10 protein-coding genes and 6 pseudogenes are annotated in these 18,565 nt (G+C 60.2%); 9 read left to right on the top strand and 7 right to left on the bottom strand.

Features of this window, described 5'->3' with window-relative positions; all coding sequences use genetic code 11:
• The first annotated feature begins 64 nt into the window (after window positions 1–64).
• Together AC0NIE_RS34105 and AC0NIE_RS34100 are read left to right on the top strand one after the other, a co-directional pair.
• Complete coding sequence (locus AC0NIE_RS34105; RefSeq protein ID WP_473489851.1) at window positions 65–2,224, top strand: S46 family peptidase; 2,160 nt, start codon at window positions 65–67, stop codon at window positions 2,222–2,224.
• Between the two features lie 461 nt (window positions 2,225–2,685).
• Window positions 2,686–3,028: pseudogene (locus tag AC0NIE_RS34100) on the top strand (type 2 periplasmic-binding domain-containing protein); the annotation flags it as partial.
• Between the two features lie 14 nt (window positions 3,029–3,042).
• Here the strand turns inward: AC0NIE_RS34100 and AC0NIE_RS34095 are convergent.
• The 7 genes and pseudogenes from AC0NIE_RS34095 to AC0NIE_RS34065 form a co-directional block, all read right to left on the bottom strand.
• The gene (locus tag AC0NIE_RS34095; RefSeq protein ID WP_473489852.1) at window positions 3,043–3,819 is read right to left on the bottom strand and encodes a TIM barrel protein; all 777 of its coding nucleotides are present in this window, start codon (window positions 3,817–3,819) and stop codon (window positions 3,043–3,045) included.
• Between the two features lie 466 nt (window positions 3,820–4,285).
• Window positions 4,286–4,833: pseudogene (locus AC0NIE_RS34090) on the bottom strand (transposase); the annotation flags it as partial.
• Window positions 4,818–4,961: pseudogene (locus AC0NIE_RS34085) on the bottom strand (IS6 family transposase); the annotation flags it as partial. The pseudogenes AC0NIE_RS34085 and AC0NIE_RS34090, both read right to left, overlap by 16 nt.
• A gap of 786 nt (window positions 4,962–5,747) precedes the next feature.
• A complete protein-coding gene (locus AC0NIE_RS34080) occupies window positions 5,748–6,644 on the bottom strand; it encodes an alpha/beta hydrolase family protein (RefSeq protein WP_473489850.1) in 897 nt (298 codons plus the stop codon).
• Between the two features lie 104 nt (window positions 6,645–6,748).
• Window positions 6,749–7,147, bottom strand: a complete 399-nt coding sequence (locus tag AC0NIE_RS34075; protein WP_473489849.1) for a tautomerase family protein — start codon at window positions 7,145–7,147, stop codon at window positions 6,749–6,751.
• A gap of 59 nt (window positions 7,148–7,206) precedes the next feature.
• Complete coding sequence (locus AC0NIE_RS34070) at window positions 7,207–8,562, bottom strand: MFS transporter (protein ID WP_473482632.1); 1,356 nt, start codon at window positions 8,560–8,562, stop codon at window positions 7,207–7,209.
• A 60-nt stretch (window positions 8,563–8,622) separates the two neighbouring features.
• Window positions 8,623–9,609, bottom strand: coding sequence for an NAD(P)H-dependent flavin oxidoreductase (locus tag AC0NIE_RS34065; RefSeq protein WP_473489847.1), 987 nt, complete (start codon window positions 9,607–9,609; stop codon window positions 8,623–8,625).
• Between AC0NIE_RS34065 and AC0NIE_RS34060 the strand changes: the two genes are divergently transcribed.
• The 7 genes and pseudogenes from AC0NIE_RS34060 to glmM all read left to right on the top strand — a co-directional run bounded on the left by AC0NIE_RS34060 (window position 9,565) and on the right by glmM (window position 18,561).
• Complete coding sequence (locus AC0NIE_RS34060) at window positions 9,565–10,653, top strand: LysR family transcriptional regulator (RefSeq protein ID WP_473489846.1); 1,089 nt, start codon at window positions 9,565–9,567, stop codon at window positions 10,651–10,653. The two genes, AC0NIE_RS34065 and AC0NIE_RS34060, sit on opposite strands and share 45 nt — an antisense overlap.
• Before the next feature lie 788 nt (window positions 10,654–11,441).
• A pseudogene (locus AC0NIE_RS34055) lies at window positions 11,442–11,683 on the top strand (Tn3 family transposase); the annotation flags it as partial.
• Between the two features lie 132 nt (window positions 11,684–11,815).
• A pseudogene (locus AC0NIE_RS34050) lies at window positions 11,816–11,926 on the top strand (phenazine biosynthesis protein PhzF); the annotation flags it as partial.
• Between the two features lie 880 nt (window positions 11,927–12,806).
• The gene (locus AC0NIE_RS34045) at window positions 12,807–14,666 is read left to right on the top strand and encodes an ABC transporter ATP-binding protein (protein WP_473489844.1); all 1,860 of its coding nucleotides are present in this window, start codon (window positions 12,807–12,809) and stop codon (window positions 14,664–14,666) included.
• Window positions 14,667–15,793: 1,127 nt separating this feature from the next.
• The gene (locus AC0NIE_RS34040) at window positions 15,794–16,690 is read left to right on the top strand and encodes a YggS family pyridoxal phosphate-dependent enzyme (protein ID WP_474045367.1); all 897 of its coding nucleotides are present in this window, start codon (window positions 15,794–15,796) and stop codon (window positions 16,688–16,690) included.
• Window positions 16,663–16,725, top strand: a pseudogene (locus AC0NIE_RS34035) (hypothetical protein); the annotation flags it as partial. The gene AC0NIE_RS34040 and the pseudogene AC0NIE_RS34035, both read left to right, overlap by 28 nt.
• A gap of 483 nt (window positions 16,726–17,208) precedes the next feature.
• Complete coding sequence (gene glmM, locus AC0NIE_RS34030) at window positions 17,209–18,561, top strand: phosphoglucosamine mutase (RefSeq protein ID WP_473489960.1); 1,353 nt, start codon at window positions 17,209–17,211, stop codon at window positions 18,559–18,561.
• Window positions 18,562–18,565 lie beyond the last annotated feature (4 nt).

The following is an 18,565-nucleotide window of genomic DNA, read 5'->3' as shown; positions in this document are numbered from 1 at the left end:
GCCAGCCCGATAGCTCATCGATCCAGTCGGCGGAGACAGTAGATAGAGTGGGAGAGACACCAGTATGAACTGCGAATGTGATAGGGTTGCTTGGGTAAGTGCCATCGCCTTGCTGTGGACGGCCACTGCTGCATCGGCGAACGAAGGCATGTGGATGCCGGCCCAGAGTGCAGAAGTCGGCGCGGCCATGCGCGCGGATGGGCTCCAGATCGATCCCGCGCAGCTGAGCCGTCTGGACGCTGCTCCGCTTAACGCGATCGTTTCACTGGGCGGATGCTCCGCCTCATTCGTCAGTCCGCAAGGACTGGTCGCCACCAACCATCACTGCGTGCTGGAATCCATCCAGTACAACAGCAAGGAGAGCCAAGACTATCTCACCAACGGGTTTCTGGCGAAGAGCCTGGGTGAAGAATTGCCTGCGGCGCCCGGCAGCCGCATCTATGTGATCGAGGATATGCGGGATGTGACCGCTGACATGCTCAAGGGCGTCTCGGACAAGCTGAACGGCTTTGCCCGCTATGAGCGGCTCGAAGCGAACCGCAAGGCGCTGATCGCCGCGTGTGAAGAACAGCCCAATCGCCGCTGCGACGTGATGCCCTATTATGGCGGCGCCTCCTACCATCTCCAGCAGAAGCTCGAAATTGAGGACGTGCGCCTCGTCTACGCGCCCGCGCCCGGCATCAGTAACTTCGGCGGCGAAACGGACAATTGGATGTGGCCGCGCCACACAGGCGATTTCGGCTTCTATCGCGCCTATGTCGCTCCTGATGGTTCCTCCCGGCCCTATGCGCGTGACAATGTGCCTTACCGGCCAAAGAGTTGGCTGCCCATAGCCCGTGAAGGCGTCCAAGAAGGCGATTTCGTGATGGTCGCCGGCTTTCCCGGCGCAACCCAGCGGTTCCTCACCGCCGATGAAGTCCGGTTCAACTTCGCCGACTACGAACCACTGTCCCAGCGTTTGCTCTCGGATTATGCCGCTCAGATCAACCAAGCCACGGCAGGCAATCGCGAAGCGCAGATCCGCTACGCCTCCATCCTACAAGGCGTGGAAAACTACAAGAAGAAGCTGGCGGGCGATCTAGCCGGCGCCGACGCGATCGGCCTCGACGCGCGCAAGGCTACCGAGGAGGAAGCTTTTCGCGCCTGGGTCGCTGAGTATCCCGTGCGGCAGACGCGCTTTGACGCAGCAATCCGCGAACTGGACGCGATGGTGGGCGAGAATAGCCGGGCTTCGCTGGCGAGGCTGCGCCAGGCGTTGCTCAATCGCGCGCAACTACTGTCATCGGCACGCACTCTCTATCGCTGGACAAAGGAGCACGAGAAGCCCGATGAAGACCGTGAAAGCGGCTTTCAGGATCGTGACCGTAAAGAAATCTCGGATCAGCTGACGCAGATCGAACGCCGCTATTTGCCAGACATCGATCGAAAGCTTTTCGAGGCCGCACTCGACGAATATCGCCGGCTGGACGCAAAGGATCGCGATACTGCTTTCGAAAGCGCTTTGGGCCAAATTGGCCTTGACCGACTCTATGCAGACACCAAACTCGCAGACACGGCAATGCGGCTCGGCTGGCTTGACAAGCCCGCTGCTGCCTTCGAGGCGTCGGAGGACCCTTTCATTAAGCTGGCGCTCGCTCTTTACCCCGGCGACTTAGCTGCGGAGCACGCTGCGAAGGACCGCGCTGGACGCAGCCAGGCGGCTCGCGCCATCTACATGCACGGCCAGCGTGCCTATCGGCAGGCAATCGGCCGGCCGATGTATCCCGACGCGAATGGCTCGCTGCGCACCACTTGGGGCAAGGTGGCGGGGCGAACACGCGACGGGCAGATCTGGATGCCCTTTACCACGGCGGAGGGACTTCTGGCCAAAGAAACGGGCAAGGGTGAGTTCGATGCTCCAGATGCGGCTATCGCAGCGATCCGAGCCAAGGATTATGGCCCCTATGTCGCGCCGGCGCTGGGCACGCTTCCAGTCGACTTCCTGTCCACCGCCGACATCACCAACGGCAATAGCGGCTCGGCCACGCTGAATGGGCGCGGCGAGTTCGTCGGCCTCGCCTTCGATGGCACGCTTGATGGAGTGATCTCCGATTGGGCATATGCCGCAGACCGCAATCGCAGCATCCATGTCGACAGTCGCTTCATGCTCTGGATCATGGACAAGATTGACGGCGCTGGCCGGTTGCTCAAGGAGATGGGAGTGCTGCCGGCGTCGCGCTCCTGAGCGGGGTAGTCTGGTGGTAGGGAAATGCAATTCGGGGACATTGACGTGAGCTTGCCACAGCGATCGTTGATCGTGCTCGAATCGGCCGGCGCTCCAATGCATGCGCAACATTCAAGGTTCGCCAGCGCCTGAGCCGTTGCCCAATACCGTTTCCCCCTTGGCATAACTTCAAATGACTTAATCTGTGCAGTCGCACCGATGCGCTGAACATCGCACTTTCATCTTTTTTGCGTGTTTCGCAAACTCTGGACAGGGCTGAATTGCGGACGGCTGTTTCGCTAAGTCCACGCACAGCTTGCCGGCGTCTGTCCTCGGGAGAGCTGGCTTGATTTGTCTGAACAGTTTGGCGAGGACCGCGAAATGAAGGCAGCATAGGGAATGGAAGCGCCACGGGCGACGACTCGATAGAAGCGGTTCACTCGTTCGACCAGCGAAGTGACGTTCGTTAATCGCACTACTCAGGGTCCGAGCTGAAGCCCTCCATCGAGGAGCGGTTTTTCTTGAGCATGGCCTCAAGAGACGTGTCGAGGTTATCGTGCAGGCGTTTAGCACGATCCGCCGATGGTCTCAGGCACAGATCGTATAGCGACCATGCCCTTCCGGCTGGTTGAGCATTTCAAGACAACCTTCCCGCTGCGGATCATCGAACTTCCGCTGCCGCTTCCCGCATTCACCGAGGCCCTCCAATGGCCCGCCCTTCACAACAGTGATGCGGCAAGCGTCTGGATGCGAGAGATATTGTTACAGGAGGCGTCTCGAATGACTCCTCCGCGGGACGCCAAAAGCCGTCTCAGACACCCCTAATTTACTCCCGCGTCTCACGCCGCCATTCGCGTCAATAGCCCTTGTTGGACTAGATCGATGCTCGCGGCAAGTGCGCCTGCGAGATCGTCCAGCGGGTGGGCTGCGTCGACAAACGGTGCGAATGAGAAGGGGCCCGTATAACCGCCTTCAAGCAGCGCCCGGATCTGGCTGCCATTGTCGGAACCGAATAGGACGCGATCCGGGTAAATCCAGTGGATTGGATCGTTCACTCTTGAAATGTGCACCAGACCGGTCAGTTCGCAGGAGAAGAACGGCTCCCCGGCGAGCGTGTGATGAAACGTGTCGTGCACGAGCCGGAAGACGGACTGGCCATCAATGGCGGCAATGGCCTTAGCCGCTTCGTTCTTCGATCGAAGCGAGCAGGTCTGGAAGCCCAGCGGCTCGATGAGACCGATCAGGCCGCGCGACTGGAGGACCGGCTTGAGCGCCTTCAAGGCGACGCGGAGATCGCCCCGGCGCTCGCCATTGGCAGGCCAGGAGCCATCGTTGACCGGCACCAGCATGAGCGTCTTGGCTCCGCAGGCCGCCGCATAATCGGCGAGCCTGCTCGCCTCGGCCCTGCGGGCAGGAGTCCACTCATTGAAGCGCTGCAAGGCATTGATGGAAATAATCCCAACGCCTGCTTCGGCGGCGGCAGACCGGACGTCCGCCGCCGGCATGCCGCGTGCAATAGCATTGCTGCGCTGTTGGCTGCGGATCTGGACATCGGTCAGGCCCTGGTCACGGGCAAAAGCGAAAAGTGCCCTGACGTCGAGTCCGGACGTCGCCATGTGGTCGAGTGCAAAGCGGGGCGCTGCTTGGCGCATGGCTTGGCTTTCCTTCAATGTTCCGGGAAATCTTTCTTTGACGCTATTGCGACGCTTGACTTAAGACAAACGATTAGATCAGATGTTTTTCATCTGAAAAGGAGATGGCTGATGAACAGCGCCGACCTCCGGTTTTTCCAGGCGGTTGTGAGAGCAAACAGCACGGATTGGAGCACAATGGCTGGCCAGGGTGCTCCGCTTGCGCGTGCCATGCGGCCAAACTCATTTCGAGGTCAGCACTGCTGCTCTTAAGACTGAGGTTCAACAATCAAATCGAGATCAGTAAGTGTGACTGTCGTCGAAGGTGACCCGCAGCAGCCGAGTGCCCCATCTGTGGGATGCCTCTCGTTTTGCCAAAACTTGGAGAGTCACACGATCTTCGCATGATGGGGTCGGAACAAGAACTGCTCAAAATCGTACGAGGCATTTATCAACCAAAGGCAGCTACGGTTGATTTGATGATGATTCCTCCACCCAGGCTTCGGCGCATCTGACGCCCCGTGGCGACGCGAAAAACGCTCAGTAGCTGCAGCGCCGGCGGCACGCGCGACCAGATGGTCCTCAAGACTTCTAGACCATGCCGGGTTTTCCGAACGGCGCTCCCGGATACCACGCGCTGTGACCATCGGAAGCCAACCTCGTGGAAAGGTCGGCATGCTGCTGGCTGATATGATGAAAGACGCCGGCGATGGTACGGCGGACGCGGGAGTTGAAGCCCTCTACCGAATTGACGTGGACGGCATCGCGAACATACTCACCACTGGAATGCTTCACGGTCTCCTGCTTGGCAAAGCTTCTCACCAATGGCCATGAATGCTTTCCACTCGTCGCTTATCAAATGAGCTCTCGACTCGATCTGCGCTTTAATGACGCGTCGTTTGCTCGCGCTGAGAGACCGGTCACGACCGCGGCACGCGCGTCACCGGCCGGAGCGCCGGTCGTGACGTCGGTCGGTCGCTGCACCATGGCCATAACCGGCGCCTATCGATACTGATGCCGCGCTCGGCCATCATTTCCTTCAAATCGCGAAGGCTCAAGCCGTAGGCCAGATACCAGCGAACGCAAAGCAGAATGACGGACTGGTCGAAATGGCGGCCCTTGAACATCTGAACTCTCCGGCGAAACTACCAGAGGCCGTGCCATGCGCCTGGTTACCGAAGACTTTGCAACACAGCCTCGCGCACATCTTCTGCTGAAAACCCGCACGCAGACCCTCGATGGCTCCCTGCGGTCGACCTTCCGGCAAATGGTATCCCGGCATGGCGAACGACAATCACGAGAACGGCGAAATGGTCCGCGCGGCTTGACCGCCCCACAAATCCTGATGCTCCTCTCGTACGGGCGTGAAGCATCTCGAGCATCGCAGGCCCGGCGCGCTCGACGATGGCGACGCCGGCCAGCAATCCTGCGCGCAGTTACGGGGCAGGAGCGGGTTAGCCGCGGAAGGAAGCGGCTTCCATTGCGCATGGGGATATGGAACCAGTCGAGGACATGCTCGCTCGCCTGCGATCATTTCCGCGTGCGACGGGACTTCTTCCCAACTGCCGGTACGAAAGGTAATATCCTGATTGGGTGCTTCTTGGTCGAGAGTACGCCGTTGCAGTTCGCGATCATAGCCGCGCCGTCTTCAGCCAGCGAGCGGCCTACGATCAGCTCGAATTTTTCTTCCGGTCGTCACGGGGCGGATGTACTCGGGAACCACTGCATGAAAATCCAGGCGGCGTCCGGGCTCTTCGAGTATTTCGATACCGCGAGCGAAGAGCCGCGGGCAGGTTCACGCGGGCAGGCATCCTGCATGAAGGATAACTGACAGGCGAGCGTTACCGCTTTCGCTAAGACGCCGCCAATTCCGGCGGCATTGGCGGCCGAGCGAGCGCCGTTCGACGCGCAAATTATTCGCCATTGGACTTTAGAAAGGCGACCGTCGCTAAGATCAGCTTGTCCACGGTCTTGGCACTCTGTTCAACGCCGAAACCATGATCAACGGGTTCAGCCCACAGTTCTTCCGGACCGTCGTGATAAGCCAGCAACGACTTGGCGAGAACGGGTTGGGGAAAGACGATGCTGTCGCGCGTGCCGACCGCGAGGAACAGCGGCCCCTTGTAGCGCGAGATTTCGCCGGCAGGCTGCACCGCGTATAGGCTCTCGAAGAAGCGGCCTTTCAAGGGAATTTCCTTCCCATCTCCGACGCGCTTGGCCGGATAGACTTTATCGCCCGCTGTCACAGCTTCCGCCATCTGCTTCTCGCCAAAAATGGAGATGAACGCTGCCGGAAGATTGATGCCGGGGTTCCAGAGCACGACAGACTTTAAAGGCGTTTTCGTCCGGCCGGCAACTGCTGTCGTGACCGCACCGCCCAGGCTCATTCCCATCAACGAAATACGTTTGCCGTCGACGCTGTCATTCGTCGATAGGAAGTCGAGCGCCGCTTGTGCGTCCGTTATCTCGGTTTCGACGGTCATGTCTTCGAATTTGCCGTCGCTCGCGCCGCTGCCGCGAAAATCGATCCGAAGCGAAGCGATGCCATTCTTTGCGAACACCGGCGCGGCACGCCCGAACAGGCCTTCCTTCACCGCCTCCGAACTCCATTCGTTGCGGCTGCCGGTGAAACCGTGAAGCATCAGGATGACGGGAGGATTCGCGACATCATCCGGCGTGACCATCGTGCCTACGATTGTCTGGCCTTCGACTTGGAACTTGATGGTGGCCTCCTTGGCTTGCGCCGAAACTAAAAAAGTTGTCATCAGCATTCCCAGTGACGCTGCAACGGTTCGGTGTAGCTGTTTCATAGCTGCTCTCTCCTTGTTGTTTGAATTTGCGCGGCCGGTCAAAGCTGATGGCGCGGCCGTATCGGACTGGCATTAGACATTGACGTGTCTCACCGCCGCGATGCCTAATTTCCGCGAAGTTCGCCGGTTATGAATTGAGCTCGACCAAGGCCGAAGGACCAATCCGCGTCACCATTTTCTACGATACTGACCACAACATCTGCAGGGTCGATCGCACACACATCCAAAAGCCCTGTTGCAACGAAACGATAGAAGGCCTGTTTGTCGTCAGTTGACCGCGCTCGCGAGACCACCTCGATAATGATCAGCCTGTCGCTGCGAAAAAGACCAAGACCGGTATCCTCCGCGCGCACATGCGATGTCTCGTGTTGGATCAGGATCTGATAGCGATCGGCTGGCGGTACATGGAAAGCCCTGACCACCGCCTCATGGATGCAGTCGAGGATCTTGTCCTGCTCCCCAGGCGATCGGCCCTTCAGAAGGTTAATTTTTATCAGCGGCATGGGTCGTCCTCGGAAATAGGAAGAGGGCGGGGACGCGCACTCGGCGTCCCGGTGAAGATTCAGATTGTCCTCGCAGGTAGGCCGGTTGGGGCAGCCTCGGGCTCCCCAGCCAGCGCGCAGGGGAACCAGAGAACATTTACGACTGCGCTCATGATCGCGATCGCAATGGGATAGGCCAGGCCCGCATAGATGTTGCCCGTGTAGGCAACCAGCGACAGGTTGATGAGGGGAACAAAGCCGCCAAACACGCCTGTTCCGATGTGATAGGGCAGCGAGAGCGAGGTGTAGCGCAATTTCGCCGGGAAGAGCTCGACGAGGAAAGCTGCCATAGGGCCATAGACCAATCCGACGAAAACGAGTTGGGCGACGATCAGCGCTGTTACCAAAACGAAGTTCTGGGCAGCGACGGCGGCGGCGATGCCCTGATAGATTGGAACATAGAACACGGCTGCCAGAATGAAACCGGTGACAATCAACTTGCGACGGCCGATCCGGTCGGACAAGGCGCCGAAGAAAACGATGAGGGGCGTTCCGATCACCAAAGCAGCAGCAAGGCAAATGTTCGCTGTCAGGAAGTCAAGCTTCAGCACGCTTTGCAAGAAATACAGTGCGTAGAACTGGCCTGTATACCAAACGCACCCCAGGCCGGCGGTCGCCCCGAACAGTGCAAAGGCTGCATAACGCACGCCATCACCGGTGGCGAAACTCTCACGGATTGGGCTCTTTGCGGTCTTCCCGCCTTTGCGAAGCTCCTCGAAGACCGGGGATTCGCTCAGCTTGAGGCGCAGATAAAGGGACAACACGATCAAAACCGATGATAGCAGGAACGGAATTCTCCAACCCCATTGCTTGAAGAGTTCTTCGCCGAGCGACAGCCGACACGTAAGCACGACGACAATCGCCAGAAAAAAGCCGACGGTTGCCGTTGTCTGGATAAAGCTCGTGAAGAACCCGCGCCGGTTCGCCGGTGCGTGTTCTGCAACGTAAACGGCGGCGCCGCCGTATTCGCCGCCTATCGCCAATCCCTGGATCAGCCGAAGGACCACAAGAGCGATCGGTGCGAAATATCCCGCGGTCTCAAAGGTTGGCAAGACGCCGACGAGCGCGGTCGCAATGCCCATCAGAAGGAGCGTCATCAAGAACGTGCTCTTGCGTCCGACGCGGTCGCCGATGCTGCCGAACAGCAGGGCTCCCAATGGGCGCACGAGGAAGCCTGTGGCAAAGGTTGCGACGCTGATCAGAACAGCTGCCGTCGGTTCATTGGCAGGGTAGAAGAGCGTTGAGAAGAAAATCGCCAGACTTCCGTAAAGATAGAAGTCGTACCATTCGATGACCGTGCCGGCGCTTGATGCAAGGACGACGGTCCAGATACCTGGTTTGCGGACGGAGTCGCCCCTTTCCTGTAGCTGTTGCATGCTGCAGTTCCCCTTTTATGTTTTGAAAGCAGTCGGCCCTCTCTTCAGGGCCGTGGTAAGTCAGCTCGCGATGCGCTGATCGAATGCGTAGACCCCAAGTCTTTCGCCTGCCTCGCGCACCGTTCGGCGAACGATGTCCTTCGCCGACGGCAGATCGTTGATGAGGCCCACCGCCTCACCGACAGTCACGTTGGCCGTGTCATAGTCGCCGGAGGCCCATGCCGCCTCGACCTTCGACAATTCTTCGGAATGCAGCGTGCGCAGCTCTTCTTCCCGCCCGTGCCACTTGTCGATGAAGCCGTTTTTGAGCAGTCGGCCGGTATAGCCAGCGGGCCAGGCCTTCTGACGGACGATATCGTAGACGGAAGTCCGGATTGTCTCGTCGCCAGAGGCCGCGACTACCTTGTCCTTGGCTGCCGGATGGATGAGCGACTCGCGCGTAGCCCAGAACCTGGTTCCCATCAGGACCCCGTCTGCTCCGAGCATCAGCGAAGCGGCCAGGCCCCTACCGTCGGCAATGCCGCCTGCCGCCACGACAATGACAGAAGGCGAAATCTTTGCCACCAGATCCACGACTGCGGGAACGAAGGGCATGGTTGACCGCGCGACCAGGCCATGGCCGCCGGCCTCGGTCCCCTGAACAATAAGAACGTCGGCGCCAACGTCGATTGCGCGCCGGGCATTTTCGAGTGTGTGGATCATGCAAATCAGCGGAACACCCGCCTGCTTGACCCGTGCCGCGAGCTTCGCCGGATCCGAAAACGAAAGCATCATCGCGGACGGACGCTCCGCAAGTGCGCGGTCAAACAGATCAAGGTCGGCTTCGACTGCCCAGGCGATGAACCCGCAGCCAACGCGTTCATTGGTGATCAGCGACGACTCTGTTTCGTACCATTGACGATCAGCATATCCCCCACCCAACAGGCCCAGACCGCCGGCGTCGGCGACGGCGGACGCAAGCGCGCCACCCGCGGCCGGTGTCATCGGGGCAAGGATGATGGGATGCTTGATTTCGAAAAATTCTGTCAGACGCGTTCGTATCGTCATCAATACTTCTCCCAGTTTGAGGAATGTTCCCGGAAATTTTTCTTTGACGCTATTGCGACACTTGACTTAAGACAAACGATTAGATCAGATGTTTTTCATCTGAAAAGGAGATGGCCGATGAACAGCGCCGACCTCAGGTTTTTCCAGGCGGTGGTGAGAGCAAACAGTATCGGAGGGGCTGCCGGTGTGCTCAACACGGTGCAATCCAACGTCACCGCGAGAATAAAATCGCTTGAGGAGGAAATCGGTGCTCCGCTTTTTCATCGCTCCAGGCGAGGGGTTACACTGACAGCCACTGGCATTCAGCTCGTTCCCTATGCCGAGCGCGTCGGAGAGCTTCTGGACGAAGCCAAGCGCGTCGTCACAGACCGCGGTACGCCGTGCGGTTTACTCAGGATCGGCTCCATGGAGACCACTGCAGCGCTTCGCCTTCCGCCGATCCTGATCCGCTATGCTGCAGAATATCCAGAGGTCGACGTACTGGTGGAGGCTGCCCCGACGGAACAGCTCGTCAGCGAGGTCGTCGGACGCAAACTGGATGGCGCGTTCGTCTCCGGCCCCATCGCTCATCCCGAACTGAAGAGCCTATCGATCGTCGAAGAGGAGCTCGTTGTGATCTCCTCGCCGCGGTTTCGCGAGCTTTCGGATCTGAAGGCCTTGGCCGCATCGCCGGCTCTGAAAGTCCTCGCTTTTCGATCGGGCTGTTCCTATCGCCGGCGCATGGACATGTTCCTGGCGGTGTGTGGGGTAACGCATGTCCGCTGGATGGAACTCGGAACAATGGACGGGATCATCGGCTGCGTCGCCGCCGGGGTAGGGATGGCCATGCTACCTCGGGGGGTCGTTCAGGATGCGGCAGCCGACGGACAGGTCATCATACACCAGCTACCTGACAATCTGCGGTCGGCGCCGACTGTTTTTGTGACGCGGAGAGACGAGTATCTCTCCGCGGCACTTCAGGCTTTCATGGCAGTGGCGTCTGAGGTGCATTCACGGCCTCAGCCGGCAGGACCAGAGCCGGTCCGACAACTGCAGCGGGCTTAAGAAAGGTGGAGCAAAAACAAGGGGTCAGTCAGATCTATCTGACGCATCACCAGCATCTTTGCGATATCGCCCGGCGGGTTTGCCCCGATGCGCGCATACACGAGCTCGCCGTGCCGCTCGAGCCGGAACGCCGAGCTGCGTGACACGTCGAAGCCCAGAGCTGCCCTATCAAGGCCGGCCGGGCCGGCGACTAGCACCCGGCAGCCGGGCAGCGCGCCAAAAGGACCCCGCCCGTCATATGAACTGCATCCCTCATAGTGCGTCGCAACATTTTGATGCTGCACTGCGGAACTTTGCGGTAAAGCGGGAGTTCTCTGTGCTTCTAGCAAGCGAGGGCTCGATGAGGCGCTACAAGATTCTGCCGTCGGAACCAGGGCTGTGGTCTGTGATCGATAGCCTGACAGGGCTTCCCGCCGAGAGATACGGTCGGCCGCTCACCGGGCTGACCCGGTACGAAGCCGAAGAAGCTGCCTTTAACCTCAGCGAGAGCACTCCGCCATGGATGGCCTTGGTCAGACGTCGCAGACCTTAATCAAGGCTGCCGATTCCACGGATGGTCGAACGCGATGCGCCTCCCACTCCATCACACCCGTTCGCGTAACCTCTCACCTCTTCCTTCTGGATGCGTGCGTCATGGCAGGGGGCGCATGTGCTCCCCAGTTCGCCCCTGGCATAAGAGCCGGACCGTCGCGGTGCGCCACCAGATGGTTGGCGACCGTGGCCGGAACCGTCGCCCGTTCTCTTGCCGATGAAGTGCGGGGTGCCCGACACCGAGATGGCGCGCGAGCCTTCTGCCGATCTTGACACGGGCGATCGACTGGAACCTCATCGAGCAGCAGTATGACGAGTTGATCAAATATGCGGCGGCCCTGCAGCACCGCACGGCCGATGCGGAATCGATCCTGCGCCGCTTTGCGCGGGCGAGCGTGCAGCGCCCAAGCTACAGGGCGCTGGCCCAACTCGGCAAGGCAATCAAGACCATTTTTCTCACCGCTATCTCGGCTCGGAAGCCTTCCGGCGCGAAATCCACGAAGTGTCGCTTGGCAGTTAATAGTGAGAACGCAGTCGTTCAGTCAGGTTTGGCAGTTTATTGCGAGAATGGCGTAGCTCGGATTCTTCATTTTAACTGCAATCGCATCAGTGCAGTGGTGCTGAACTCCCTGGCGAGGCGACCGGCATCTTCGTGCTGGAGGAGAATATCGGACCGGTGCGTTGCGCGGTGAGCAAGCACGACGGCCCGACCTTCGACGAGTTCGATCTGGCGAAACTGCCGCTCTTTCGCAACGTGGTCGATCTTCAGCGACAGCCTAGCGACCCCGGCTTCTAAACGCCGTCATGGAGTAGCTCCTGCAATCGTTCGACCGAAATGTCCGATGCAAAGATCAGGTCGTGAGGGAATGTCCCTTCCCCGCAGATGATCGGCAGTCGCTCGATCGCGCGACGCGCGGGATCGGCTTCTTCCGTGAACCCGCAGGTCGATATCAGAAAAAGGTTGCGGCGGTTACCGCGAACCCATGGCTGGCGCGGCAAGCGCTCTTTTCAGCAAGCGCCCTGGTAGGGAGCCGGTGAGGATGAAATTCGGCTCGGGTGCGACGATTACATGCTCGAGGTTCCATTCGGTCTTCCCGAGCGTGTCCGAAACTGAACAAGAGTATCGGAGCCCCACCCGCTGGCCGTTACAGCCAGGCACCGGCTGGCGAGCAAGCGGTGGAACGAAACGGAGCGCAAATCCGGCACGGAAATTGCGCTGATCTCGTAAGTGAGACGTCGGCAGGGCGTCGTGAAGGACCGAGAAATCAACCAGGAGCGTGCTCGATGCCCGCAATTAGACGGCCAGAACAGGACGATGAAACCCAGCCACAACTGGGAGCTGGACCGCTCTAGCCAGCCGCGGCGCCTCCTCGTAGATCGCGCCTCCTTCAGCCAAGCCGTCCACCAGCACTACCAGGGCCACCCTATGCAGCTCTCGAACGTGGCCACAGCGCGCATGTACATTCAAATGCGCCCCTTAGCCTTGCGTGGTCCGCTCGAAGCGCGCCAGGAACGCATTGTGTGTGGACGAGGAACGCGCGCTTGGCAGTTCAGGGGGCGAGCGCTCTCGCACTCCTCCGATGCGCCGCACCCATTCTTCCGATCAGCCGGTTTGACCCGTCATGTCGCCTTTGCATTGCATCTATCGCCCCTTTGAGACGCTTATCCGCCCGCTGGATATCCCCTACGCGCCTTTGCCGGCAACAGGTCCGTTTGCGCTGCTTTTGCATTTCGCACGCATGTTCCGTGGCGTGCTGGCGGCCATCGCCGTCTTCATGATGGCGGTCGAGGGAATCAACCTCGCGGTGATCTGGGGCATGTATATCATTGTGGACGGGGTGAGCACGAACGGTGCGGCGGTTTTCCTTGAGGAAGCTTGGCCTATGCTCACGTTCCTCGGCCTGCTGATGTTCCCCGTGCAACCGCTGCTGATGTTCATCGCCAAGACATTGGGTTCCCAGGCAGTGTCCGTATGCATGCCCGCGGCTATGCAATGGCATGGCTACAAGGCGGTCGAACGTCAGGACCTTGCATTCTTCCACGATCTCTTCGCCGGCCAGGTGGCGTCGCGCATTTCGCAACTCGCCGCCGCCGTGCAGCAGCAGATCGTCGTAGCGTCTTCCAGCATACCGTATTTTCTCGTGCAGTTTCTCGGTTCGCTTTCGCTGCTTGCCACGTTGTCCTGGCCGCTGGCGCTTCCGGTCTTTTTTTGGATCGTGGCGAACGTCACAGTCGCGGTTGTGGCAGTGCCATATTTTGCCGTGCGGTCCCGCCACTCTGCCCGCGCGCGCAGCCTCGTCGTCGGCGCCATGACCGACCTCTACAGCAACATCCACGTGGTCAAGCTGTTTGCGGCCGAAGACAGCGAGGCGGACGCAATGCGCACCATCATGGGAGATGCCATTGAGACGCAGCACCTTGAACGGCGCATTCACCTAACAACCGACACCAGCGTCTTCTTGCTGAACGTTGTTCTTTCGCTCACCAACATCGCCGTGGGTCTGTGGGGACTCGTGGGCGGTTTTGTCACCACCGGCCAGTTTGTTGCTTCAATAGCAATCATTCAGCGGCTCAGCGCCAACTCCCTGGCCTTTCTCCAGCTAGGGCAGCAGATATTCCAGGCTGTGGGCACGATACGCGACGCGATGCCGGTCATCACCACGCCTCCAACGGTAATCGACGCCCCCGGAGCCAGGCCGCTGGCCGTGGTCGGCGGCACGGTCGAGTTCAGGGATGTCAGGTTCGAATACCGTCAAGGAAAAGGGGTAATCGAGAATCTATCGCTCAGGGTCCGCGCCGGCGAGAAGGTCGGGCTCGTCGGCATGTCGGGGGCTGGCAAGTCGACTCTAATCAGCCTGCTTTTGCGGTTCTTCGATGTAAACGATGGCGCAATCGTCGTCGACGGCCAGGATATCCGTTCCGTAACGCAGGCAAGCCTGCGTCAGAATATCGGGGTCGTGACCCAGGATGTCTCGTTGCTCCATCGCTCTGTCGGGGACAATATCCGTTACGGCCGGCCGGATGCCTCGCCGGAGGAGGTCGAACGCGCCGCAATGCTGGCCGATGCGGACGGTTTCGTGGCCGATCTCAAGGACAGCGAAAACCGCACCGGCTACGATGCTTTCGTCGGTGACCGCGGGGTGAAGCTTTCTGGCGGCCAGCGTCAGCGGGTCGCCATCGCTCGGGTGCTGCTTAAGGACGCGCCAATCCTCCTTCTAGACGAGGCGACTTCTGCGCTGGACAGTGAAGCCGAGGCGGCGGTCCAAGAAAAACTCGAGCTTATAATGGAGGGCAAGACGGTGATCGCCATTGCCCACCGCCTGTCGACGATTGCCAGCATGGACAGGATTATCGTGCTCGACAAAGGGCGCATCGTTGAGGAGGGCTCCCCCTCGGAGCTACTCAAACGCGACGGCCTGTATGCCCGCCTGTGGCGGCGGCAGACCGGCGGCCACATTGCCGACAGTTCCGAGGAGAGATAAGCCGACTGGAAGGTCGTTCGTCACGGCTCCGCGCTGCTCGCAATGCTTGGCTGTTGTCGTAGAGAGCGGGCATGTTCGCGTTAGACAAATCTCGCCTTTCGCCGCCTCCGTCGCAAATGTGTGGGAACGGGCGACGAGATTGCCACAAGAGCTCTTCGGTTCTATCGCGAGAAGCTGACCGCCCGCGGCCGTGCCGATGCTGGTACCGCCGAGTCTTAAGCAGTGGTGATCGCTCGACTTCGTCTCCGACCGTTCCACATCCTCACTGTCGTCGACGATTGGACGCGGGACACAAAGCGCGCTGCTGAGGCGATGCCCGAACGTGCAAGGACACAGAAGCTTACGATACGAGGGTGAGCCGAGTTGAAGAACGCATTGGAAACTCCGTCTGGTGCAATCCGGACCGGGTCACAAGGCGTGGTACAAGAGTTGGGTGACGCAACACCGCTGGTTAATTGCGCCGGTGCTATCGCGGCCTCTGGCCCGCAACGGCGCAGGCAACACCCCGAGGAGCAGGGGCGCATGGCAGATTGCCCCAACCGGCTCGACGTCGCCATGCTCGACGAGCTTCGGGAATTGGGGTCGGCGAACGCATGACCGGCAGGGCCGGGGGGTGGCTCGTTTGCCGACGCCACTGCAATTGGCCCCGCAACGGGGTCGCGAGCCGGAATTCAACCAGGCCGTTCGCCCTAAAACTGATCCAGCTCAAGGCAGCCCACCGCTACCCATGTAGAACGGGCAACGAGCGCGGTGCGCACCAGACAAAGGGCAACGACCAAAGCCGTCCTCGACATCGCATCGGAGTTCAACGTCTTTGCACCAATGCCCAGGACTGGTCGACGCGACAAACAACTCCCCGGGTACAGGCGCTGAGAGCCGCCGACGTTTAACGGAAAATCACAAACGGGCTATCCGATCCCTGGGGGGCAAGGAGGCCGCCCCATGAATCGCTGCACATCATCAGTTGCAATTCTTGCTTTCGCCACCGTCTGCACATTGTCTGCCGTCGCTACGGCGGCGGATCGGACCATCTATGCAGCGCCCGACAAGAGCCTCGTGTTTCTTAGTGGCGTCGGCTACACGTGGCTCAAGGCCAACGAGCTTGTCTACGACAGGGGCAGATCACAATGGGCACGAACAATCCGCCGCTTTCGCCCGAGGACGTCGAACGCTTCGGGCCTGATCCCCTTACCAGCTTCCGCACCAATCTGGCGTCGGTTGAAGAGCGCATCACGCTTGCTTGCGCACGGGCCGGGCGCGACCGTGCCTCCGTGCGGTTGCTGCCGATCACCAAGACGGTGCCGGCCCATATCCTGCGATATGCCTTCGACGTCGGCATCAGCACCTTCGGCGAGAACAAGATCCAGGAGGCAATGACAAAGTGCGAGGCGCTTCACGATCTCGCCATCGACTGGAGCATCGTCGGACATCTGCAGACCAACAAGGCCAAATATCTGACCCGCTTCGCGCGTGAGTTTCATGCGCTCGACAGCCTGCGGCTCGCCGACCTTCTGAACACGAGGCTGGAGCGCGAAGATCGCTTCCTCGACGTCTATGTGCAGGTCAACACGTCTGGCGAGGGCAGCAAGTTCGGCCTCCATCCGAACGCACTGCTGCCCTTCGTGGAGGCCCTCGATCAGGTTCCCCGTCTCCGGCCCTGCGGGTTGATGACACTTGCGCTGTTTTCCTCCGACATGGCCAAGGTGCGGCCTTGCTTCATTCTGCTGCGCCGGCTGCGGGACAAAGCCGTGAAGCACAACGCCGCGCTCACCGGGCTCTCCATGGGTATGACCGGAGACTTCGAGGAAGCCATCGAGGAAGGCGCCACTGTCGTGCGCGTCGGTCAGGCCATCTTCGGCAAGCGGCCGACGCCTGACGGCCACTACTGGCCGGGTTTCGTCCCCACCGATCGAGGAATTGAACCAGGATTTTCGCGAACGGCCTGTCTGCTTTTCCGATCACCCCCGCCGATCGTTCCGGCCGGGTCGACGTTGACGCGCTGCGGAAACTGGTCAGCCGGCTGATCGCGGCTGAGGTCGATTCCATCAGCCTGCTCGGCAGCACCGGCCTTTATATGTCACTAATGCTTTCGCCAATCATCAATGTTGCAGAGATGGGCGCAGCGGCGAAGCTGCCAATCTCCCTCCTTGCGGGGGAGATGGCCGGCAGGCCAGGGCGAAACATTCCAGATACGCTGTTGAATCATATCTCGCCGCTGAGTTGGGAACATATCAACCTGACAGGCATCTACACCTGGGACACCGAGCATCAGTTGCCCGAAGGCTTTCGAACCCTTAGGCTACCGACCCCAACCCGCCGAGCCGCATGAGTTTCACGATCCGTTCGGGCTTAGCGCAAGATTTTGTACAGCTCTTGTCCTCACCCCAGATTGTGAGCTAAGGATACCTTTCGTCCTGACAATCATGGTATCCTGCAAAGAAGATGCGGAGTGGCAAGCGGCCAGTCACTCAGACACTGGCTGCCTGTGGGAATGTCCACGAGGCGACACTTGGGTGAATCATATATGGGCACGTCGAGTAAGATGACGAGACGATATTTCGGAACGGACGGGATCCGGGGAGGGGCCAACAAATTTCCGATGACCGCCGAGGTTGCGATGAAGGTCGGCATGGCTGCCGGCCTGTCGTTCCAGCGCGGCCACCATCGCCATCGCGTCGTGCTCGGCAAGGATACGCGGCTGTCGGGCTATATGATCGAGAACGCGCTGGTCGCGGGCTTCTGTGCCGCCGGCATGGATGTGTTCCTGCTGGGGCCGATTCCGACGCCGGCGGTCGCCATGCTGGCGCGGTCGCTGCGCGCCGATATCGGCGTGATGATCTCGGCCTCGCACAACCCCTATTACGATAACGGCATCAAGCTGTTCGGCCCCGACGGCTACAAGCTGTCGGACGAGATCGAGATGCGCATCGAGGCGCTGCTCGACCAGGATGTCGACATTTCGCTGGCCGACGCGGATGGGCTCGGGCGCGCCAAGCGCGTGGACGGCGTGCACGACCGCTATATCGAATTCGCCAAGCGCACTCTGCCGCGGTCCATGTCGCTGGCGGGCCTGCGCATCGTGGTCGATTGCGCCAACGGCGCCGCCTACAAGGTGGCGCCGGCAGCGCTTTGGGAACTCGGCGCCGAGGTCATCACCATCAACAACGACCCGAACGGCTTCAACATCAACGAGGAATGCGGTTCGACGCACCCGGTGGGCCTTTCCAAGAAGGTTCATGAAGTGCGCGCCGACATCGGCATAGCGCTCGATGGCGACGCCGACCGCATGGTCATCGTCGATGAGAACGGCGCTGTCGTCGACGGCGACCAGATCATGGCGCTGATCGCCGAATCCTGGCATCAGAGCGGCCGCCTGGCAGGCGGCGGCGTCGTCGCCACCGTCATGTCCAATCTTGGCCTCGAACGCTTCCTCGGTGAAGCCGGCCTGCAACTTCACCGAACCCAGGTCGGCGACCGTTACGTGGTCGAGCACATGCGCGCGCATGGGCTGAATGTCGGCGGCGAGCAGTCCGGCCATATCGTGCTGTCTGATTTCTCCACCACCGGCGACGGGCTGGTCTCGGCGCTGCAGGTGCTGGCCTGCATCAAGCGCCAGAACAAGCCGGTCAGCGAGATCTGCAAAAAGTTCGAGCCGGTGCCGCAGCTCCTGAAGAATGTGCGCTTTTCCAGCGGCGAGCCCCTGGAGACGGCACCCGTCAAGGCCGCGATCGAGGATGCCCGCAACCGGCTCGGCAAGTCCGGCCGCCTAGTGATCCGGCCTTCCGGCACCGAGCCACTGATTCGGGTTATGGCCGAGGGCGACGACCAGAAGCTGGTCGAGACGGTGGTGAACGACATCGTCGGCGTCATGGCCGAGATCAAGACCGCTGCCTAGACGT

It is taken from the genome of Mesorhizobium sp. WSM4842, from assembly GCF_055901575.1.
This window is presented reverse-complemented; position numbering and strand designations above follow the sequence as displayed.